At 67.4% G+C, this 20,887-nt stretch carries 19 protein-coding genes; 8 read left to right on the top strand and 11 right to left on the bottom strand.

Going from position 1 to position 20,887, the window contains the following annotated elements:
• Window positions 1-3 precede the first annotated feature (3 nt).
• Window positions 4-1,563, top strand: a complete 1,560-nt coding sequence (locus IB261_RS00200; RefSeq protein WP_192383480.1) for a SulP family inorganic anion transporter — start codon at window positions 4-6, stop codon at window positions 1,561-1,563.
• Between the two features lie 256 nt (window positions 1,564-1,819).
• Here the strand turns inward: IB261_RS00200 and aroE are convergent, their stop codons facing one another.
• Together aroE and hemF are read right to left on the bottom strand one after the other, a co-directional pair.
• Window positions 1,820-2,641 (bottom strand): shikimate dehydrogenase, encoded by an 822-nt coding sequence (gene aroE / locus IB261_RS00195; protein ID WP_151188862.1) that lies wholly within the window; start codon window positions 2,639-2,641, stop codon window positions 1,820-1,822.
• A gap of 116 nt (window positions 2,642-2,757) precedes the next feature.
• Entirely contained in the window at window positions 2,758-3,672 is a 915-nt protein-coding gene (gene hemF, locus IB261_RS00190; protein WP_081518953.1) for an oxygen-dependent coproporphyrinogen oxidase, read from the bottom strand.
• A 182-nt stretch (window positions 3,673-3,854) separates the two neighbouring features.
• Here hemF and IB261_RS00185 point away from each other — a divergent pair, with 182 nt between their 5' ends.
• A complete protein-coding gene (locus tag IB261_RS00185) occupies window positions 3,855-4,832 on the top strand; it encodes an NADPH:quinone reductase (protein ID WP_192383481.1) in 978 nt (325 codons plus the stop codon).
• 37 nt (window positions 4,833-4,869) lie between these two features.
• On the opposite strand, the gene tsaC is transcribed toward IB261_RS00185, so the two are convergent.
• The 3 genes from tsaC to IB261_RS00170 all read right to left on the bottom strand — a co-directional run bounded on the left by tsaC (window position 4,870) and on the right by IB261_RS00170 (window position 7,726).
• Window positions 4,870-5,427, bottom strand: a complete 558-nt coding sequence (tsaC, locus tag IB261_RS00180; RefSeq protein WP_081518955.1) for an L-threonylcarbamoyladenylate synthase type 1 TsaC — start codon at window positions 5,425-5,427, stop codon at window positions 4,870-4,872.
• Between the two features lie 41 nt (window positions 5,428-5,468).
• Window positions 5,469-6,569: a DNA-processing protein DprA gene (gene dprA / locus IB261_RS00175; protein WP_192383482.1), complete on the bottom strand. Its 1,101-nt coding sequence runs from the start codon at window positions 6,567-6,569 to the stop codon at window positions 5,469-5,471.
• A gap of 131 nt (window positions 6,570-6,700) precedes the next feature.
• Complete coding sequence (locus tag IB261_RS00170) at window positions 6,701-7,726, bottom strand: LysM peptidoglycan-binding domain-containing protein (protein ID WP_192383483.1); 1,026 nt, start codon at window positions 7,724-7,726, stop codon at window positions 6,701-6,703.
• A 137-nt stretch (window positions 7,727-7,863) separates the two neighbouring features.
• Here IB261_RS00170 and def point away from each other — a divergent pair, with 137 nt between their 5' ends.
• The 6 genes from def to IB261_RS00140 all read left to right on the top strand — a co-directional run bounded on the left by def (window position 7,864) and on the right by IB261_RS00140 (window position 14,152).
• On the top strand, window positions 7,864-8,370 hold the full coding sequence (gene def, locus IB261_RS00165; protein ID WP_045213670.1) for a peptide deformylase: 507 nt from the start codon (window positions 7,864-7,866) through the stop codon (window positions 8,368-8,370).
• A gap of 72 nt (window positions 8,371-8,442) precedes the next feature.
• Window positions 8,443-9,387, top strand: a complete 945-nt coding sequence (fmt, locus tag IB261_RS00160) for a methionyl-tRNA formyltransferase (RefSeq protein WP_192383484.1) — start codon at window positions 8,443-8,445, stop codon at window positions 9,385-9,387.
• Window positions 9,384-10,694 (top strand): 16S rRNA (cytosine(967)-C(5))-methyltransferase RsmB, encoded by a 1,311-nt coding sequence (gene rsmB, locus IB261_RS00155; protein WP_192383485.1) that lies wholly within the window; start codon window positions 9,384-9,386, stop codon window positions 10,692-10,694. Before fmt ends, rsmB begins: the two co-directional genes overlap by 4 nt.
• Before the next feature lie 150 nt (window positions 10,695-10,844).
• Window positions 10,845-12,218 (top strand): Trk system potassium transporter TrkA, encoded by a 1,374-nt coding sequence (gene trkA / locus IB261_RS00150; RefSeq protein ID WP_017518880.1) that lies wholly within the window; start codon window positions 10,845-10,847, stop codon window positions 12,216-12,218.
• A gap of 127 nt (window positions 12,219-12,345) precedes the next feature.
• Window positions 12,346-13,797, top strand: coding sequence for a TrkH family potassium uptake protein (locus IB261_RS00145; protein ID WP_192225640.1), 1,452 nt, complete (start codon window positions 12,346-12,348; stop codon window positions 13,795-13,797).
• 37 nt (window positions 13,798-13,834) lie between these two features.
• Entirely contained in the window at window positions 13,835-14,152 is a 318-nt protein-coding gene (locus IB261_RS00140) for a tetratricopeptide repeat protein (RefSeq protein ID WP_192383486.1), read from the top strand.
• 130 nt (window positions 14,153-14,282) lie between these two features.
• Here the strand turns inward: IB261_RS00140 and IB261_RS00135 are convergent, their stop codons facing one another.
• The 6 genes from IB261_RS00135 to doeA form a co-directional block, all read right to left on the bottom strand.
• Complete coding sequence (locus IB261_RS00135; RefSeq protein WP_192225642.1) at window positions 14,283-15,662, bottom strand: aspartate aminotransferase family protein; 1,380 nt, start codon at window positions 15,660-15,662, stop codon at window positions 14,283-14,285.
• A gap of 16 nt (window positions 15,663-15,678) precedes the next feature.
• Window positions 15,679-17,136, bottom strand: coding sequence for an NAD-dependent succinate-semialdehyde dehydrogenase (locus IB261_RS00130; protein WP_192383487.1), 1,458 nt, complete (start codon window positions 17,134-17,136; stop codon window positions 15,679-15,681).
• 134 nt (window positions 17,137-17,270) lie between these two features.
• Window positions 17,271-17,921 carry a 7-cyano-7-deazaguanine/7-aminomethyl-7-deazaguanine transporter gene (locus IB261_RS00125; protein ID WP_081518964.1) on the bottom strand — a complete coding sequence of 217 codons (651 nt, stop codon included), beginning with the start codon at window positions 17,919-17,921 and terminating at the stop codon, window positions 17,271-17,273.
• Window positions 17,922-18,173: 252 nt separating this feature from the next.
• A complete protein-coding gene (locus IB261_RS00120) occupies window positions 18,174-18,650 on the bottom strand; it encodes an Lrp/AsnC family transcriptional regulator (protein ID WP_192383488.1) in 477 nt (158 codons plus the stop codon).
• An 18-nt stretch (window positions 18,651-18,668) separates the two neighbouring features.
• On the bottom strand, window positions 18,669-19,685 hold the full coding sequence (doeB, locus tag IB261_RS00115; RefSeq protein WP_192383489.1) for a N(2)-acetyl-L-2,4-diaminobutanoate deacetylase DoeB: 1,017 nt from the start codon (window positions 19,683-19,685) through the stop codon (window positions 18,669-18,671).
• A gap of 4 nt (window positions 19,686-19,689) precedes the next feature.
• Entirely contained in the window at window positions 19,690-20,880 is a 1,191-nt protein-coding gene (gene doeA, locus IB261_RS00110) for an ectoine hydrolase DoeA (protein WP_192383490.1), read from the bottom strand.
• Between the last annotated feature and the right edge of the window lie 7 nt (window positions 20,881-20,887).

The following is a 20,887-nucleotide window of genomic DNA, read 5'->3' as shown; positions in this document are numbered from 1 at the left end:
TCGATGGAGCGCCTGATCCGCCTGCTGCCGTTCCTCGCCTGGCTGCCCCAGGTCAGCGCGCGCGACCTGCGCCGCGACCTGGGAGTCGGACTCTCCGGCGCGGTGCTCGCCCTGCCGCAGTCCATGGCCTACGCACTGATCGCCGGGTTGCCGGCGGAATACGGGCTCTACGCGGCGATGCTGCCGGTGCTGATCGCCTGTCTATGGGGTTCGTCGAAACACATGGTCGGCGGGCCGACGGCGGCGATCTCGGTGGTGCTGTTCACCGCCATCGCCCCGCTGGCGCCGCCGGGCAGCGCGCAGTTCATCCAGTACGCGCTGCTGCTGACCTTCCTCGCCGGGCTGTTCCAGTGGCTGCTGGGCATGCTGCGCTTCGGCGTGCTGGTGAACTTCGTCTCGCACTCGGTGCTGCTCGGCTTCACCTGTGGCGCCGCACTGGTGATCGTGATCGGCCAGTTGCCGTACCTGCTCGGCATCAGTGCAGCGGGGCAGGCCACCGCGCTGACCAGCGCCGCCGCGCTCTGGTGGAAGCTGCCGCAGTTCCACGGGCCATCGCTGCTGGTGGGACTGTTCAGCCTGGTGCTGAGCCTGATCGTCAAACGCCTGTGGCGGCGCGGGCCGGCATTGCTGGTCGGCCTGTTCGGCGCTGGCGCGCTGGTCTGGGCGATGCCGACGACCTTTGCCGAGGTGGCCAGGGTGGCTGCCTTCCGCAGCGCGCTGCCACCGCTCAGCGCATTGTCGTTCGACCTCTCCGCCATCGCCCAGTTGCTCCCCGCCGCCGTGGCCTGCGGTATGCTCGGGCTGGTCACCAGCCTGTCGATTGCCCGCGCCCTGGCGGCGCGCTCGCACCAGGCGCTGGACGCCAACCAGGAAGTGCGCGCGCAGGGGCTGTCCAACCTGATCGGGCCGTGGCTGTCCGGCACACTGTCCGCCGGCTCCTTCACCCGTTCCGGACTGAACCAGGATGCCGGGGCACGCACGCCGCTGGCCGGGGTCTTCTCGGCGCTGTGGGTCGCGCTGCTGGCAGTGGCCGGCGCCGGCCTGATCACCCATATCCCGCTGCCGGCGATGGCCGCCGGCATCCTGCTGATCTGCTGGAACCTGATCGATCGCCCCGCGCTGCGCGCACTGTGGAAAGGCAGCCGAGCGGAATCCCTGGTGATGCTGCTGACCCTCGCCGCCACCCTGCTGCTGCCGCTGCAGAACGCCATCTACGCCGGCGTGCTGGCGTCGCTGTTCTTCTACCTCAAGCGCACCTCACAGCCGCGCGTGCAGCAGTGGGAGAAGGAGGACGAGGCAGTGTTGCGCATCGAAGGCTCGATCTTCTTCGGCGCCTGCGACTACCTGCAGAAACTGATGCAGCACAGCCGTGGCGAGCGCCTGGTACTGGACGCCCACCACGTGAACTTCATCGACTTCGCCGGTGCGCAGATGCTCCAGCAGGAAGCCCGCCGCCTGGCCAGCGAAGGCCGCAGCCTGGTGCTGCGCAACGCCCGGCCACGGGTGCGCGCGGAGCTGGAAAGACAGATGGGGAAGGGCGGGGTGTTGCTGGTCGAGGAGTAGGTGTGCGCTTTTGCTTCGCACCTTTGGGGTTGGGGTGCCCCGTTACAGGAGCGCCCGTCCTTCACCGGATGATTCCGTGCTGGCGCTGTCCCCCGCACCCCAGCCCTCTCCCTCAGGGAGAGGGAGCAAATCGTGCCGGCTGACGCTGTGGTTTCATCCGGCACCGAACGGTCCCCTCTCCCTCTGAGCGGGGCGCGCAGCCAGGGTTAGGGTGAGGGCTGATCCGAGCGCAGGAGTAACCCAGGGGGAGCCCCGATCAGCCCTTGAGCTGACGGCGCAACTCCTCCAGCACCGGCGCCGAATCCGGGCGCACGCCGCGCCACAGCAGGAAGGCTTCCGCCGCCTGCTCGACCAGCATGCCCAGCCCGTCGATGCAGCGCGCCGCACCGTGTTCGGCGGCCCAGCGGTTGAAGGCCGTCACGTCCTTGCCGTACATCATGTCGTAGCAGACGGTATGCCCCGGCTTGATCAGCGAAGGATCGATGGGCGGCAGCTCGCCGGCCAGGGAGGCCGAGGTGCCGTTGACGATCAGGTCGAAGGGCTCGGCGCGCAGGTCGAAGCCGCCACCGCTCACCGGGCCCAGGTCCTTGAAGGCTTCCGCCAGCTGTTCGGCCTTGGCCGCCGTACGGTTGGCGATGACGATGCCGGCCGGCTGCTGGCCGAGGAAGGGTTCGAGGATGCCGCGCACCGCGCCACCGGCGCCCAGCACCAGGATGCGCGCACCACGCAGGACGACGCCGTGGTTCACCGTGAGGTCGCGGGTCAGCCCGGCGCCGTCGGTGTTGTCGCCCAGCAGCCCGCCACCTTCAAGCTTCTTCAGGGTATTCACCGCACCCGCCCGGCGCGCGCGCTCGCTCAGCTCGGTGGCCAGGCGGTAGGCGTCTTCCTTGAACGGCACGGTGACGTTACCACCCAGGCCCTCGGCGAAGAACTCGCGGGCGTTCCCGGCGAAGTCGTCCAGCGGCGCCAGTCGCGTGTCATAGCTCAGCGCCTGGCCGGTCTGCTCGGCGAACAGACGGTGGATCTGCGGCGACTTGCTGTGGCCGATGGGGTTGCCGAAGACGCAGTAGCGGTCCATTCAGAATCCTGGGACAAAAATGATGGAAAGGCTCGGGATTGCCGGGTTTCTACCAGCGTACCCACCCTGTAGGAGCGGGCCCATGGGGCGCTCCTGCAGGTTCGCGAGAGTTCGACTCAGGCCTGCGCCAGCCAGTCCCGATCGGTGAGGAAGTACTCGGTCAGGCGCGCCTCTTCGCTGCCCGGCTCGGGTTTCCAGTCGTAGCCCCAGCGCACCTGCGGCGGCAGCGACATGAGGATCGACTCGGTGCGCCCGCCCGACTGCAGGCCGAACAGGGTGCCGCGGTCGTAGACCAGGTTGAACTCGACGTAGCGGCCGCGGCGGAAAGCCTGGAATTCACGCTGCTGCTCGGTGTAGGGGGTGTCCTTGCGCTTGCGCACGATGGGCAGGTAGGCGTCGATATAGGCATCGCCGATGGCACGCAGGAAGGCGAAGCTGGTGTCGAAGTCCCACTGGTTCAGGTCGTCGAAGAACAGGCCGCCGACACCGCGCGGTTCGTTGCGGTGCTTGATGTGGAAGTAACGGTCGCACCATTCCTTGTAGCGCGGGTAGACGTCCTCGCCGAAGGGCGCACAGGCGTCGCGGGCGACCTGGTGCCAGAGCACACAGTCTTCCTCATGGGCGTAGTAGGGCGTCAGGTCGAAGCCGCCGCCGAACCACCAGACCGCTTCCTCGCCTTCCTTCTCGGCGATGAAGAAGCGCACGTTGGCGTGGGAGGTCGGCACGTGGGGGTTGGTCGGGTGGATCACCAGCGACACGCCCAGCGCCTGGAAGCCGCGCCCGGCGAGTTCCGGACGGTGCGCGCTGGCACTCGGCGGCAAACCGGCGCCGAACACGTGGGAGAAGTTCACGCCGCCCTTCTCGATCAGCGCGCCATCGCCGATCACCCGCGTCCGACCACCACCGCCCGCCGGCCGCTGCCAGGCGTCCTCGACGAAACGAGCGCTGCCGTCCTCGGCTTCGAGTGCGGCGCAGATGCGGTCTTGCAGGTCGAGCAGGTAGGCCTTCACGGCCTCGATGCGGTCGGTCACGAGAATCACCTTGGAGCGGGAAAGCCACGCGTGGCGCGGGCCGGAGCGGGGTTCAGGTACGAAAACGGGGGCAAGCATACCATCGGAGCTGGCAAAGCTGGTCTTGACGCCCGTCATGCGTGCGGCTTGGATGAAAGTCTTTTCCCCGGCGAGGCAGAGCCTCGCGCCCTCAGGAGAGCGACATGGCCAAGCGTGTTCAATTCGCCAAGACCGGCGGCCCGGAAGTCCTCGAAATCGTCGACTACACCCCGGCCGAGCCGGGCCCGAACGAGGTCCGGGTGCGCAACCGCGCCATCGGCCTGAACTTCATCGACACCTACTACCGCAGCGGCCTGTACCCCGCGCCGAGCATGCCCGCCGGGGTCGGCACCGAAGGCGCCGGCGAGGTGGAGGCAGTGGGTAGCGCGGTGACCAACGTGAAGGTCGGCGACCGCGTCGGCTACGCCACCGGCCCGCTGGGCGCCTACAGCGAGCAGCACACGCTGCCGGCGGCCAGCGTGGTGAAGCTGCCGGATGCAATCACCTTCGAGCAAGCCGCCGCGGTCATGCTCAAGGGCCTGACCGTGCAGTACCTGCTGCGCCAGACCTACAACGTGCAGCCGGGCCAGACCATCCTCTGGCACGCGGCGGCCGGCGGCGTCGGGCTGATCGCCTGCCAGTGGGCGAAGGCCATCGGCGCGCACCTGATCGGCACCGTGAGCTCCGCCGCCAAGGCGGAGCTGGCGAAGTCCCACGGCGCCTGGGCAACTATCGACTACAGCCACGAGAACGTGGTCGAGCGCGTGCTCGCACTCACCGACGGCAAGAAGTGCCCGGTGGTCTACGACTCGGTGGGCAAGGACACCTGGCTGACCTCGCTGGACTGCACCGCCCAGCGTGGCCTGGTGGTGAGTTTCGGCAACGCCTCCGGCCCGGTGGACGGGGTAAACCTGGGCATCCTGTCGCAGAAGGGCTCGCTCTACGTCACCCGGCCGACGCTATTCGGCTATGCCAGTACGCCGGAGCGCCTGCAGGCGATGGCCGACGACCTGTTCGGCATGATCACCAGCGGCAAGGTAAAAGTGGAGATCAACCAGCGCTTCGCCCTGGCCGAGGCGGCCAAGGCGCAAACCGAACTGGCGGCGCGGCGCACCACCGGGTCGACCATCCTGCTGCCGTAAGGAATGTATCCGTAGGCAGGACGGGGCCCTTACAGAGTCAGGAGGGCCTGACGGTCTCGCCGGTACGCAGATCGCGGATCAGGCTCGGATTACGGCGCCCGCCCAGGGCGCCACCGAGCACACCATCCAGCTCGCCACGGAAATACTGCTCGACGCGCAGGCGGCTGCGCGCGGCAGGGCGGCCGGCGGGGTTGGCAGAGGTGGAGATCAGCGGGCCGGTGAAGCGGCACAGTTCGCGTACCAGCGGGTGGTCGGTGACGCGCAGGGCGACGGTCTCGTGCTCGCCGGTTACCCACTCGGGCAGGCGCCCCTGGTGCGGCACCAGCCAGGTATTCGGGCCGGGCCAGCTGTTGGCGAGCTTGTCCTGCCAGGCCTCGGGCAGGTCTTCGAGGAGGAAGTCGAACTGGCGGATGTCGCCGGCCACCACGATCATGCCCTTTTCCACCGGGCGCGCCTTGATCGCCAGCAGGCGGTACACGGCGTCGGCGCTCCATGGGTCGCAGCCCAGGCCCCAGACGGCTTCGGTCGGGTAAGCGATCACACCGCCGTCGCGCACGACCTGGGCCATGCGCTGGGTACGCCAGTTGCTGTACATCGTGAAGTCCTCGGATCTGCGATGCGCGGCAGTTTACGTGCTCAGGGGGCTCGATGCACCCAGACGCCGGCCTCGCAGGCCACCCGCCCGTCCAGCTCCAGCTCGGTGAGTTCCGCCAGCAGCTGCGGCAGCTGCAGGCCGCTGCGCAACGCCAGCTGCTCGCTGCTTTGCGGTGCCGCGCGCAGCAGGTCGACCAGTGGGTGAGGCGGCAAGGCTGGCGCGACCTCTACTGTCGGCGCAGCGTGCGTCCACCCCTGCAAGCCTTCGAGGATGTGCTCGACCGTTTCCACCAGCATCGCTCCCTGGCGGATCAGCTCGTGGCAGCCACGCGCGCCGGGATGATGGATGGAGCCGGGAATCGCATAGACCTCGCGGCCCTGCTCTGCAGCCAGCCGCGCCGTGATCAGCGACCCGCTCGAGGGGCTGGCTTCCACCACCAGGGTGCCCAGTGACAGGCCACTGATGATCCGGTTGCGCCGCGGGAAGTTCGAAGCCTGGGGTGCGCAGTCCAGCGGCAGTTCGGAGATCACCGCGCCGCCCTGCTCGACGATGCGTTTCGCCAGCCCGAGGTGGCGACGCGGGTAGAGGTGCTCCAGGCCCGTGCCCAGCACCGCCACCGTCTTTCCTGCGGCCTCCAGCGCCCCTTCATGGGCTGCACCGTCGATACCCAGCGCCAGCCCGCTGGTGATCACGAAGCCTCCGCCGGCCAGGCTGCGGGCGAACGCCCGAGCGGTATCCAGGCCCGGCTTGCTGGCCCGGCGGCTGCCGACCATCGCCAGTTGCGGGCGTTCCAGCAGCCCCGGATCGCCAGCCAGAAACAACAGCGGCGGTGCATCATCCAGCTCGGCGAGCAGAGCGGGGTAACCGGGGGCGTCCCACATGACCAGATGATGCTCCGGTGCTTCCAGCCAGCGCAGCGCCTGCGCCGCCTGTTCACGGATGGAAGCATCGCGGCGTGGCTCTGCGCAGACGGCGGGCAACCCCAGGGAGCGCCAGGCAGCCGCGGGCGCACTCATCGCGGCGGAAGCCGAGCCGAAGGCCTCCAGCAGGCGGCGAAAGCGCCGGGGGCCCAACTCAGGCAGGCCGTGCAGGCGCAGCCGTGCTTCGAGTTCGGACGGGGAGAGAGTCGGGTCTTGGGGCATGGCGCAGTCCTGGGCGTGGGGCAGACGCCCGGACTATGCCGCGCCAGCCGTAGCCCCCGCTGTCGGACCCTTCCGGATCGCGCCCACAAAAAACCCCGCCGGAGCGGGGTTTTCTTCAGGTCATGCGCGCATCATGGATTCTGAACGCGGTCGTTGACCTCGAGCGAACGGGTGGCGGTCAGCACCAGGCCGTAGCTCAGGCGGTTGTAGGTGCGGAAGATCATCACCAGGCCCGAGCGCTCGTCCGGGATCTTCACCATGTCTTCGGTGACGCGGTCGCGCACGGTTTCGCCCAGCTTGTAGATCGCCAGCACGTTGCCTTCGGCCAGACCATCGCGGGCGCCCTTGTCGATGGTCACCACGTCGTACTTGCCGATCTGCGTCACGCCGCGCGGCACGTCGATGATGGTGCCCTTGATCGGGGTGCTCGGCTCGCTGGGCATGAAGGTCGAAGTGATCGCGCGTTCCTCGGTGGGGAACAGGCGGTCGCCCGAACGGACTTCCTGGGTGGTGCGGGTCAGGTTCAGGGTAGCGATATCGCGTTCCTTCGCCGTGACGTTGGCGCTGCCGACGTCCATGGCGTCGACGCCCAGGACTTCGTTGGTTTCCGGGTCAGTGTAGACCTTGGCCTGGCGGAAGATGCCGTAGCTGCTCTCTTCGGACAGCGAGTTGCCGCGAGCGTAGGCGCGGTCGCCGGCGCCGCTGATCACGCTTTCGGCGTCACCCGCAACCACATAGGGGGCGTTGGCGAATTCGTCAGAGCTGTCGACGATGCGGTTGGACAGCAGGAAGGCGTTGATCTTGTCCAGCGGGATGGTCGGGATCGCCTCGGCGATCGGGGTGCTGCGTACCCGCGGCGACAGCTTGATGGTCCCGCGCGACTCGCCGCGGTTGAGCATCAGGCGTGGCTGGCCGTCGATGTAAGTGAGGCTCAGCACGTCACCCGGATAGATCAGGTGCGGGTTCTGAATCTGCGGATTCACCTGCCAGATTTCCGGCCACTTCCACGGCTTGCTGAGGAACTTGCCGGAGATGTCCCAGAGGGTGTCGCCCTTCACTACGGTATAGCGATCCGGATGGCCTTCCTTGAGCTGCACGGCAGCCTGCGCCACCCCGCCTGCGGCGAGCAGCAGCAGGGCGAGTAGTGTTTTCCTCATGCGGTGAATCCCTTTATTATGTGTACACATGAAACGCCTGGAAGCCGCCCCTACCGCGCTTTCCAGCGTTTTTCGATGCTGCTCAGCATATTAGCAGCCGATTTTGACTTTATTCCACAAGTGCATCACAAACGTATATGGCCATTCTGAACATTCTCGAATTCCCCGATCCGCGCCTGCGGACCATCGCCAAGCCCGTCACGGTCTTCGATGACGCCCTGCGCACGCTGATCGACGACATGTTCGAGACCATGTACGAGGCGCCGGGTATTGGCCTGGCCGCCACGCAGATCAACGTGCACAAGCGCGTCGTGGTGATGGACCTGTCCGAGGACAAGTCCGAACCCCGGGTCTACATCAACCCCGAGTTCGAATTCCTCACCGAGGAAATGGACCAGTACCAGGAAGGCTGCCTGTCGGTGCCCGGCTTCTACGAAAATGTAGACCGTCCGCAGAAAGTGCGGATCAAGGCCCAGGACCGCGACGGCAATCCGTTCGAGGAAGAGGCCGAAGGCCTGCTCGCAGTGTGCATCCAGCACGAGTGCGATCACCTCAACGGCAAGCTGTTCGTCGACTACCTGTCCAACCTCAAGCGCGACCGCATCCGCAAGAAGCTGGAAAAGCAGCACCGGCAACAGGCGTGACCCCATCCCCCAAAGGCTTGCCCCGGCAAGCCCCGCCAGCTCTTTCATAGAGAGCTTTTTTGTGAGCCCGATATGAGTCAGAGACTGCGCATCGTTTTCGCCGGCACCCCGGAATTCGCCGCCGAACACCTCAAGGCCCTGCTCGATACTCCCCATGAGATCGTCGCCGTCTACACCCAGCCGGATCGCCCGGCCGGCCGTGGCCAGAAGCTGATGCCCAGCCCGGTCAAGCAGCTCGCCCTGGAGAACGGCCTGCCGGTTCTGCAGCCGCCTACCCTGCGCGACCCCGCCGCCCAGGCCGAATTGGCCGCGCTCAAGCCGGACCTGATGGTGGTGGTGGCCTACGGGCTGATCCTGCCGCAGCTGGTGCTGGATATCCCGCGCCTGGGCTGCATCAACAGCCACGCCTCCCTGCTGCCCCGCTGGCGCGGCGCCGCGCCTATCCAGCGCGCGGTGGAAGCCGGCGACGCCCAGAGCGGCGTGACCGTGATGCAGATGGAAGCGGGCCTGGACACCGGGCCGATGCTGCTCAAGGTCAGCACGCTGATTTCCGCCGATGACACCGGCGGCAGCCTGCATGACCGTCTCGCCGAGCTCGGCCCGAAGGCCGTGGTCGAGGCCATCGCCGGCCTCGCCGCCGGCACGCTCAAGGGCGAGGTGCAGGACGACGCCCTGGCCACCTACGCGCACAAGCTGAACAAGGAAGAGGCGCGCATCGACTGGTTGCGCCCGGCCGACGAGCTGGAGCGCCGCATCCGCGCCTTCACGCCCTGGCCGGTCTGCCACACCACCCTCGGCGAAGCCGCGCTGAAAGTGCTCGGCGCCAAGCCGGCAGAAGGCAAGGGCGAGCCCGGCCAGATCCTCGACGCCAGCCGCGAAGGTCTGCTGGTCGCCTGCGGTGAAGGCGCGCTGCTGCTGACCCGCCTGCAACTGCCCGGCGGCAAGCCGCTGGCCTTCGCCGACCTGTTCAACAGCCGTCGCGAGCAGTTCGCGCCAGGACAGGTGCTGGGCGCATGAGTACCAATCCCCGTCTGGCAGCCGCCCGCGCGCTGGCCGCCGTGCTCGCCGGCCGCGCCTCGCTGGGCAGCTCGCTGCCGACCCAGTTGGAAAACGTCGAGCCGCGCGACCGTGGCCTGGTGCAGGAGCTGGCCTTCGGCAGCGCCCGCTGGCAGCCGCGCCTGTCCACCCTCGCTGCACGCCTGCTGCAGAAGCCGTTCAAGGCCGGCGACCGTGACGTCGAGGCCCTGCTGCTGGTCGGTCTGTACCAGATGCTCTACACCCGTATTCCCCCGCACGCGGCGATCGGCGAGACCGTCGGCTGCGCGGACAAGCTGAAGAAGCCCTGGGCCAAGGGCCTGCTCAACGCCGTGCTGCGCCGCGCCCAGCGCGAGAGCGAAAGCCTGCTGGCCGAGGTCGACAAGGACCCGGCCGCGCGCCTGGCGCACCCGCGCTGGCTGCAGAAGGCCCTGAAGAAGTCCTGGCCGGAACAGTTCGAAGCGATCTGCGCCGCCAACAACGCGCACCCGCCAATGACCCTGCGGGTGAACCGCCGCCATGGCAGTCGCGATGACTATCTGGAAGAGCTGAACCGCGTCGGCTTCGAAGCGACCGCCTGCGCGTTCAGCCGCGACGGCATCAATCTTGTGCAGCCGTGCGACGTGCGCGAGCTGCCCGGCTTCGCCGAAGGCCGCGTCAGCGTGCAGGACGAGGCCGCGCAACTGGCTGCCGACCTGCTGGAGCTGGCGCCGAACCAGCGCGTGCTGGACGCCTGCTGCGCCCCCGGCGGCAAGACCTGCCACCTGATGGAAGCCGAGCCGGCGCTGGCTGGCGTGGTTGCCGTGGACCTGGAAGAAAGCCGCCTGGTGCGCGTACGGGAGAACCTTGCCCGCCTGCAGCTTTCGGCCGAACTGTTCGCCGCCGACGCCCGCGATACCGCCAAGTGGTGGGACGGCAAGGCGTTCCAGCGCATCCTGCTGGACGCACCGTGCTCCGCCACCGGTGTGATCCGCCGGCACCCGGACATCAAGCTGACCCGCACCGCCGAGGACATCGAGGCGCTGGCACAGCTGCAAGGCGAACTGCTCGACGCGCTGTGGGCGACCCTCGAAGTCGGCGGCGTGCTGGTCTATGCGACCTGCTCGGTGATGCCGCAGGAGAACAGCGAGCAGATCGCTGCGTTCCTCGGTCGCACCCCCGGTGCCCGCGAGCTGGACCTGCCCGGACCGTGGGGCGTCAAGCAACCCCATGGCCGCCAGCTGCTGCCGCAGGACGGCGGGCATGACGGCTTCTATTATGCCAAGCTCATCAAGATCTCGGCGCGCTAAGCAACACGGGCTGCTGCGCGTCGACGATACGTCGTCAGAGCACGGTTTCGAATGCTCATTTACATTCGTAAACTCCGCTTCCAAACCGCACTCTTCCTAGTCTCGTTCTAGCTCGCAATCCCTCCGTTAAGGAGTCAACAAAGAGCTCTCATGAAAATCATCATCCTCGGTGCCGGCCAGGTCGGCGGCACTCTGGCCGAGCACCTCGCCAGCGAAGCCAACGACATCACGGTCGTCGATACCGACGGCGAACGCCTGCGCGACCTCAACGACCGCCTGGACATCCGCACCGTCCACGGCAAGGCCTCGTTCCCCACCGTGCTGCGCCAGGCCGGCGCCGACGACGCCGACATGCTGGTGGCGGTGACCAACAGCGACGAGGTGAACATGGTGGCCTGCCAGGTCGCCTACACCCTGTTCAACACTCCCACCCGCATCGCCCGCGTGCGCGAGGCGGCGTACCTGACCCGCGCCGGGCTGTTCGACAACGAGGCGATCCCGGTCGACGTGCTGATCAGCCCCGAACAGGTGGTGACCAACTACATCAAGCGCCTGGTGGAGTACCCCGGCGCCCTGCAGGTGATCGACTTCGCCGAGGGCAAGGCACAGCTGGTGGGCATCCGCGCCTACTATGGCGGCCCACTGGTGGGGCAGGAGCTGCGCCAGCTGCGCGAGCACATGCCCAACGCCGATACCCGCGTGGCGGCGATCTACCGGCGCAACCGGCCGATCATTCCCCAGGGCGACACGGTGATCGAGGCCGACGACGAGGTCTTCTTCATTGCCGCCAAGGCCCACATCCGTGCCGTGATGGGCGAGATGCGCCGGCTCGAGGACAGCTACAAGCGGATCATCATCGCCGGCGGAGGCAACATCGGCGAGCGCCTGGCCGAGGCCATCGAGAGCCGCTACCAGGTGAAGATCATCGAGATGAACCCGGCCCGCTGCCGGCACCTGTCCGACAGCCTGGACAGCTCCATCGTGCTGCAGGGCAGCGCCTCGGACCGCGACCTGCTGCTGGAGGAGAACATCGGCGACACCGACCTGTTCCTCGCCCTGACCAACGACGACGAGGCCAACATCATGTCCTCGCTGCTGGCCAAGCGCCTGGGCGCGCGCAAGGTGATGACGCTGATCAACAACCCCGCCTACGTCGACCTGGTGCAGGGCGGCGAGATCGACATCGCCATCAGCCCGCAGCTGGCCACCATTGGCACCCTGCTGACCCACGTGCGTCGCGGCGACATCGAGAGCGTGCACTCCCTGCGCCGCGGCGCCGCCGAGGCCATCGAAGTGGTCGCCCACGGCGACGCCAAGTCGAGCAAGGTGATCGGCCGCAAGATCAACGAGGTGCAGTTGCCACCGGGCACTACGATCGGCGCGGTGATCCGCGACGACGACGTGCTGATCGCCCACGGCGAGACGAAGATCGAATCCGGCGACCACGTGATCCTCTTCGTGGTGGACAAGAAGCGCATCCGCGACGTCGAGCGGCTGTTCCAGGCCGGCCTGACCTTCTTCTGATCCTGGGGCGGGCCACCCTTGGGTGGCCCGCCAGATCAATCCGAGGCGGTTTCAGACAGGTCCTACTGCGCCAACCCGCTTCCCTTGTCACCCTGCGCGGCCTGTTCCAGCTTGCCTGCCTCCGGTCATGCGCTACTCCTCCATCGGTCGAATCCTCGGCGTGCTGCTGATGCTGTTCAGCGCCACGCACCTGCCGCCGCTGCTCGTGGACCTTCATTACGCCGAGCGTTCGTGGCAGCCCTTCGCGCTGTCGTTCCTGGTCACGCTGCTGACCGGCTTCGCCATCTGGTGGCCGTGCCGTCGGCACAAGCAGGATTTGCGCATCCGCGACGGCTACCTGGTGACGGCGCTGTTCTGGATAGTGCTGGGCTCGTTCGGCGCCTTGCCTTTCGCCCTGTCGGACGCACCGCACATGGGTGTGGTCGATTCGCTGTTCGAGTCCTTCTCCGGCCTCAGCACCACCGGCGCCACCGTGCTCACCGGGCTCGATACGCTGCCGCACGCGATCCTCTACTACCGCCAGCAGCTGCAATGGCTGGGGGGCATGGGCATCGTGGTGCTGGCCGTGGCGGTGATGCCGATGCTGGGCATCGGCGGCATGCAGCTGTACCGCGCGGAAATGCCCGGCCCGCTGAAGGACCACAAGCTCTCGCCGCGCATCGCCGATACCGCCAAGACCCTGTGGTTCCTCTACTGCGGCCTGACCCTGGCCTGCGCGCTGGCCTACTGGGCGGCCGGCATGAACCTGTTCGACGCGGTCGGCCACAGCTTCTCGACCATCGCCATCGGTGGCTTTTCCACCCATGACGCCAGCATCGGTTACTTCGACAGCCCGCTGATCGAGCTGATCTGCATGACCTTCCTGGTGATTTCCGGGATCAACTTCAGCCTGCACTTCCTCGCCTGGCGCCAGCGCAGCCTGCGGCACTACCTGAAGGACACCGAGTGCCGGGCCTACCTCGGCATCCTGCTGGTGCTGTTCCTGATCACCGCGGCGACGCTGATCCTCAAGCACCACTACGACTCGCCGCTGCAGTCGATCCGCTACGCCGCGTTCATGGTGGTCTCGGTGGCGACCACCACCGGCTTCGGCCTGGCCGACTTCAGCAGCTGGCCGACCCTGCTGCCCTACCTGCTGCTCTACAGCACCTTCATCGGCGCCTGCGCCGGCTCCACCGGCGGCGGCATGAAGGTGATGCGCATGCTGCTGGTGTACCGCCAGGGCATGCGCGAATTCCTGCGCCTGCTGCATCCCAACGGGGTGTTCCTGGTGAAGCTGGGGCGGCGCACCGTGCCTGATCGCGTGGTGGAGTCGGTGTGGGCGTTCTTCTCGATCTACCTGCTCACCTTCGTCAGCCTGATGCTGGTGCTGCTGGCGCTGGGCGTGGATCAGCTCACCGCGTTCTCCACGCTTGCTTCCTGCCTGAACAACCTGGGCCCGGCACTGGGCGAGGCCGCAGTGCACTACGGCAGCCTGCCGGCCAGCGCCAAGCTGGTGCTGAGCCTGGCCATGGTGCTGGGGCGACTGGAGGTGTTCTCCCTGCTGATCCTGCTGACGCCCGCCTTCTGGCGCACTTGAATGAGGCACAATGGCGGCCTGCTGACGGAGGCTCGCCATGATCGACTCGCTGGAAAAGATGCTCGCCAAGGGCGTGGACAACTCGCTGCTGCGCTTCGGCCTGGGCAAGGGCTACCTGGACGCCGGCGACGCCGCCAGGGCCGCCGAGCACCTGCGCCGCTGCGTGCAGCAGGACCCGAAGTACTCCGCCGCCTGGAAGCTGCTGGGCAAGGCGCTGCAGGCCCAGGGTGACCTGGATGGCGCGCGCACGGCCTGGACCGATGGTCTGGCCGCTGCACAAGCCCATGGCGACAAGCAGGCGGAGAAGGAAATGACGGTGTTCCTGCGCAAGCTGGATAAGACAAAGGGCGCGTAAGCGCCCTTTTTATCGCCGCCAATTCAAGGCGACAGGGAGCGTAGGAGCGGACTTCGTCCGCGATCGATTGCCGGCCGCTCCGAGCTGGCCGGTGGCACATCGCGGATGAGTCCGCTCCTATGAAGAGCCTTTACAGCACCTCCGCAGCCACCGCATCCACCGCCGCCTTGGCGATACCGACGACCTCGTCCGCTTCGGCGCGGGTCAGCACCAGCGGCGGGGCGAAGCCGAGGATGTCGCCGTGGGGCATGGCGCGGGCGATCATGCCGCGTTCCAGGCAGGCCGCCGAAACCTTCGGGCCGACTTTCAGGGACGGGTCGAAAGGCTTGCGCGCCTCGCGGTCGGCCATGAACTCCAGCGCCGCCAGCATGCCGTCGCCGCGCACCTCGCCCACCAGCGGATGGCCCTCGAAGGTCTGGCGCAGCTGCTGGTTGAGGTAGCCGCCGACTTCCGCCGCATTGGCGGTGATGTTCTCGCGCTCGAGGATGTCCAGGTTGGCCAGCGCCGCCGCCGCACAGATGGGGTGACCGGAGTAGGTCCAGCCGTGACCCATGGCGCCTTCGCGGCTCGACGCGCTGTCGATCACGTCCCACACCCTTTCGCCGACTATCACCGCCGACAGCGGCGCATAGGCGCTGGTCAGGCCCTTGGCGGTGGTGATCAGGTCCGGACGCATGCCGTAGCGCTGGCTGCCCATCTTGTCGCCGACGCGGCCAAAGGCGCAGACCACCTCGTCGGCGATCAGCAGCACGTCGTACTTCGCCAGCACCGCCTGGATCGCCTCCCAGTAGCCCTTGGGCGGGACGATGATGCCACCGGTGCCCATCACCGGTTCGCCGATGAAGGCCGCGACCGTGTCCGGCCCTTCGGCGAGGATCAGGTTCTCCAGTTCCTGGGCGCAATGACGCACGAAACTGGCTTCGTCCATGCCGGCCGGGGCCTTGTAGAAGTGCGGGCAGAGGGTGTGCTTGACGCCCTCCACCGGCAGGTCGAAGTGCTGGTGGAAGCTCGCCAGCCCGGTGAGGCTGCCGGTGACGATGCCCGAGCCGTGGTAACCGCGCTGGCGCGAGATGATCTTTTTCTTCTGCGGCCGGCCCAGCACGTTGTTGTAGTAGCGCACCAGCTTGACCTGGGTCTCGTTGGCGTCGGAGCCGGAGAGTCCGTAGTAGACCTTCTTCATGCCCGCTGGCGCCCAGTCGCGGATGATCCGCGCGGACAGCTCGATGATCGCCTCGGAGGAGTGGCCCACATAGGTGTGGTAGTAGGCCAGCTGCGTAGCCTGCGCATGGATCGCGTCGGCGACTTCGGTGCGGCCGTAGCCGATGTTCACGCAGTACAGCCCGGCGAAGGCGTCAAGCAGCTCGCGGCCCTGGTGGTCGCGGATGCGCACGCCCGAGGCGCCGGTGATGATCCGCCCCGGCAACGCGCCGCTGGCGTGATCGTGGGCGTGGGTCGAGGGGTGCATGAAGTGCGCGCGGTCGTCTTCGAACAGCTTGGCGTAGTCGGTCATGGCGGTGGTCTCCCGGTCAGATGGCGCCGTGGTGCAGGGCGAAGTACTTGGTTTCGACGAAGGGCTCGAAGCCCTCGCTGCCGCCTTCGCGGCCCAGGCCAGAAGCCTTCATGCCGCCGAAGGGAATGGGGTGGCCGGTGAACCTGGCGCCGTTGACCGCCACCATGGCGAACTCCAGGCGCCGCATCAGCGGCCAGATGTGATCCAGGCGTTGCCCACAAAGGTAGGCGGCCAGGCCGTACTCGGTGTCGTTGGCCTGCCGGACGGCTTCGTCCAGGTCGTCGTAAGCGCTGATGCCGGCGATGGGGGCGAAGTTTTCCTCGCGCCAGATGCGCATCTGCGGCGTGACATCGGCCAGCACGGTCGGCTGATGGAACCAGCCTCCCAGCGCATGGGGCTCACCGCCGGCAAGCAGGCGCGCGCCCTGGGCGATGGCGTCCTGCACGCGCTCGCAGGTGACGTCGAAGGCGCCCCGGTGCATCAGCGGGCCGATCTGGCTGCGCGAGTCGCTGGCCGGGCCGACGCGCAGGTCACGCACCGCGCGGGCGAAGCGCTGCAGGAAGGGTTCGTAGAGGTCGCGGGCAACCAGGATGCGGTTGGCCGCGCAGCAGTCCTGCCCGGAGGTCTGGAACTTGGCGTCGAGGGCGAACTGCACCGCCTGCTCCAGATCGGCGTCAGGCAGCACGATGAAGGGCGCGTTGCCGCCCAGTTCCAGCGCGACTTTCTTCACGTCCCGGGCGGCGGCCTGCAGCACGAGTTTCCCCACCCGGGTCGAGCCGGTGAAGCTCACGGCGCGCACGCGGGTGTCGCCGACCAGGGTTTCCATGGCCATCTGCGGCTCGCCCAGCACCACGTTGAACACCCCGGCGGGGAAGCCGGCTTCTTCCGCCAGTTGCGCCAGGGCGAAGGCGGAGTAGGGCGTCTCGTGGGCCGGCTTGACCACCACGGTGCAACCCGCGGCCAGGGCGGCAGCGGCCTTGCGGGTGATCATCGCGCTGGGGAAGTTCCACGGCGTGAGCAGGGCGGCGACGCCGACCGGCTCGACCACCGTACCCAGGTGCGCGTTGGGGATGTGACTGGGAATGTTGCGGCCGTTCAGCCGTCGCGCTTCCTCGGCGAACCAGGGAATGAAGCTGGCGGCGTAGTCGATCTCGCCGAGGGCTTCGGCCAGCGGCTTGCCCTGTTCCAGGCTGAGGATCTGCGCGAGGTCCTCGCGATGCTGGCGAATCAGCTCGGCCCAGCGGCGCAACAGTGCGCCGCGTTCGTCCAGCGTGCGGGCTCGCCAGGCGGGGAAGGCGGCAGCGGCGGCGTCGACTGCGGCGACTATCTGCTCGCGGTCGAGCAGCGGCACATGGCCAATGGCTTCGCGGGTGGCGGGGTTGTCGACGGCGATGCTGGTGCCACTGGCGCTGTGCAGCCAGTGGCCATTCACATAGCAGAGCGACTTGAACAGCAGGGGATGGGCGAAGGACATGGCGGCGGCTCCCGGACGGTTGGCATGGAGACCATGCTAGGGGCCGGAGGCGCGCGGTTTTTTCCTAAGCGGGGGATGGCGGCGGCAAATCTTTTCGCAGTTCTGCCGCCGCTGTTGGGCTTTTTCGGGTGGCGTCAGACGACAGCGGTCTGGCGCCGCAGGTTACGGGTGATGGCGCTGAGCAGCATGCCGTAGAGCGGCACGAAGAGCATCAGCATGACCGCCAGCTTCACACCGTAGTCGACCCAGGCGATCTCCACCCAGTGCTCGGCCATGAAGGCGTTGTCGCTGTGCCAGAAGGCGATGGAGAAGAAGGTGAAGGTGTCCAGCAGGTTGCCGAACAGGGTCGAGACCACCGGGGCGATCCACCACTGGCGCATGCGCCGCAGGCGGTCGAAGACCTGGATGTCGAGGATCTGGCCGAACACGTAGGCCAGGAAGCTGGCCAGGGATATCCGCGCGACGAAGGTGTTGAATTCGCCCAGGGAGGCGAGCCCTCTGAAGGCACCTTCCTGGAAGATCACCGAGATCACGTAGGAAGCCAGCAGCGCCGGGATCATCACCCGCGCGATGACCAGCCGTGCCGGGCGCTTGCCGAGCAGGCGGACGGTGAGGTCGGTGGCCAGGAAGATGAACGGGAAGCTGAACGCGCCCCAGGTGGTGTGCCAGCCAAATAGGGTCATTGGCAGCTGCACCAGGTAGTTGCTGGCGATGATGATCAGGATGTGGAACGCGACCAGGCCGGCGAGTGCGCCGCGCCTTGCCGCCGGAAGGGATGCCGACATGCTTTGGGCCTTTTTCGTCGATGGGGTGAGGGAACCCATGCCCGGCACCATGCCGAGCGGCGCGCATTGTATACGATCCGGACCTGGAAGTCAGGATTTGTTGCGCAAATTTTGTTCAACCACCGACGGGCGTTTATGTAGGAGCGAGCTGCCCGTAGGGCGCATAACGCGTCAGCGTTATCCGCCGCATGGATTTCCGCCGGATGGAAACGGCGGATAACCTGTTCCAGGTTATTCGCCCTACGAAAAGCTCTACTCCAGCGCCTCGGCGGGGATCGCCGCCTCGTGCGTCTTGATCACCTTGGTGACGATGTAGGTGAAGTAGCGCTCGATGCCCACGTCCTCCAGCAGCAACTGGTCGATGAAGCGCTGGTAATGGTCGATGTCACGGGCCTGGATCATCGCGATGTAGTCCACCCCGCCGCCGGTGGCGTAGCAGAAGCCCACCTCCGGCGCCTGATGCAGGCGCTGCTCGAAGCGCTTCATGTCCTGCGCGGTGTGGCGCGCCAGGGTGATTTCCACCAGCACCTGCTGCTGTTTGAACAATGCCGACCAATCGATCTGCGCGCGGTAGCCCTTGATCAGCCCGGCTTCCTCCAGCTTGCGCACGCGCTCCCAGGCCGGGCTGACCGAGAGGTTGATCGCCTCGGCCAGGCTCGACTTGGTGATGCGCCCATCGCCGGCGAGGATGCGCAGGATCTTCAGGTCATAACGGTCGAGCTTGATCATGCTTGCCTCCCGAACGGCTCAGTCGAGCACCTCGGCAACCACCGCGAGGGTGTCGCCGCTCTGCACCAGGCCGGGGAAGTGCCGCGCGGCAAGGATGCCGCTGCGTCTGGCGCGGTACTCCACGGGTGCCGCGCCGGTGCGCAGCACGTCGTGCACCCGCGCCAGCACTTCGCCGCGTTCGACCTTCTCGCCCAGGTTGCGACACATCTCCAGCAGCCCGCCGTGTTCACTGGCGACGAAGCAGTCGCCGTCGGGCATGTCGAGCATCACCGACTGCGCCGGCTCCAGGTCGCCGCGCAGGATGCCGGCCTGCACCAGCACGTTGCGCACGCCGCGCCGGGCGATGGCCACGGTGTGTGCGCTGCTGCTACCACCACCACCCAGTTCGGTGGTGACGAACAGCTTGCCCTGCTCCTCGGCGGCGCTGTCGTACATGCCCACCGCGTCCAGCTCCAGCATGCGCATGGAGAAGGGCGCGGCAAAGGCACGCATCAGCGCCTCGCTGGCTTCCTGCTGGGCCTTGTCCGGCAGCACATGGCAGGCGGCGAAGGGCAGGAAGTCGAGGGTGCGGCCGCCGGAATGGATATCCAGCACCACGTCCGCCAGCGGCAGCAGGGTGCGCTGGAAGTAGTCGGCGATCTTCTGCGTCACCGTGCCGTCCGGGCGGCCGGGGAAACTGCGGTTGAGGTTGCCGGCGTCGATGGGCGAGGTGCGCTTGCCGGCGAGGAACGCCGGGGTGTTCATGAACGGTACGATGATCACCCGGCCGCGTATGTCCTCGGCGCGCAGCTCCTGGGCCAGGCGGCTGAGCGCCACCGGGCCCTCGTACTCGTCGCCATGGTTGCCGCCGGTGAGCAGCGCGGTGGGACCATCGCCGTTCTTCACCACGCAGATCGGGATCATCACGGCGCCCCAGGCCGAATCGTCCCGCGAGTACGGCAGCTTGAGGTGGCCGTGCTGCACGCCGTCGCGCAGGAAATCGACGCTGGCGGCGATGGGGTTTTCGCGCAGCGGCTTGTCGAGTGCTTGGGTCATCGCCTCACTCCTTCACGAACAGCTGGCGCGGGTAGTCGCAGAAGGTCTCCACGCCGCGCTCGGTGATGAGGATGCTTTCAGTGATCTCCAGTCCCCAGTCGTCCATCCACAGGCCGGGCATGAAGTGGAAGGTCATTCCTGGCTCGAGCACGCTGTTGTCGCTCGGGCGCAGGCTCATGGTGCGTTCGCCCCAGTCCGGCGGGTAGCTGATGCCGATGGGGTAGCCGCAGCGGCTGTCCTTGTGGATGCCGAACTTCTCCAGCACGCCGAAGAAGGCGCGGGCGATGTCGCCGGTGGTGTTGCCGGGCTTGGCTGCGTCCAGGCCAGCGGCGATGCCCTCGACCACGGCTTTTTCCGCGTCGAGGAAGTGCTTGGGCGGCTTGCCCAGGAACACCGTGCGCGACAGCGGGCAGTGGTAGCGCCTGTAGCAGCCGGCGATCTCGAAGAAGGTCCCGGCGCCGCGTTCAAAGGGCGTGTCGTCCCAGGTCAGGTGTGGTGCGCTGGCGTCGGCGCCGGTGGGCAGCAAGGGGACGATGGCCGGGTAGTCGCCGCCATGGCCGTCGGCGCCGAGGATGCCGGTGCTGTATATCTCGGCCACCAGCTCGTTCTTGCGCATGCCCGGTTCGATGCGCTCGACGATGTGCGTGTGCATCTTCTCGACGATGCGCGCGGCGATGCGCATGTACTCGATCTCGCGCGGCGATTTCACCGCGCGCTGCCAGTTCACCAGGGCGGTGGCGTCGACAAACCTGGCAATCGGCAGGTTGGCCTGCAGGGAGCGGAAGGCGGCGGCGCTGAAGTAGTAGTTGTCCATCTCGACGCCGATCGTCCGGCCGGCCCAGCCGCGCGCGGCGATGACCTCGCGGGACAGGTAGTCCATCGGATGGCGCTCGGTGGACTGCACGTAGTGGTCGGGGTAGCCGACGATGTTGTCCGCCTGCATGAACACCGTGCGCCGCGCACCGTTGGCGTCCTGGCCGCGGCCGAACCAGACCGGCTCACCCTCCAGCGCCAGCAGCACGCACTGGTGCACGTAGAAGGACCAGCCGTCATAGCCGGTGAGCCAGGCCATGTTCGACGGGTCGGTGACCAGCAGCAGTTCGATGCCGCGCTCAAGCATGCTGGCGCGGACCTTGGCGATACGCTGGGCGTATTCCTCCCGGCTGAAGGGGAGGTTGACGACGATTTCGGACATGCGGAAA

This window comes from Pseudomonas sp. PDM20 (assembly GCF_014852575.3).
Classification (GTDB): domain Bacteria; phylum Pseudomonadota; class Gammaproteobacteria; order Pseudomonadales; family Pseudomonadaceae; genus Pseudomonas.
The sequence above is the reverse complement of the archived record's forward strand: the minus strand, read 5'-3'. Positions and strand labels throughout refer to the sequence as shown.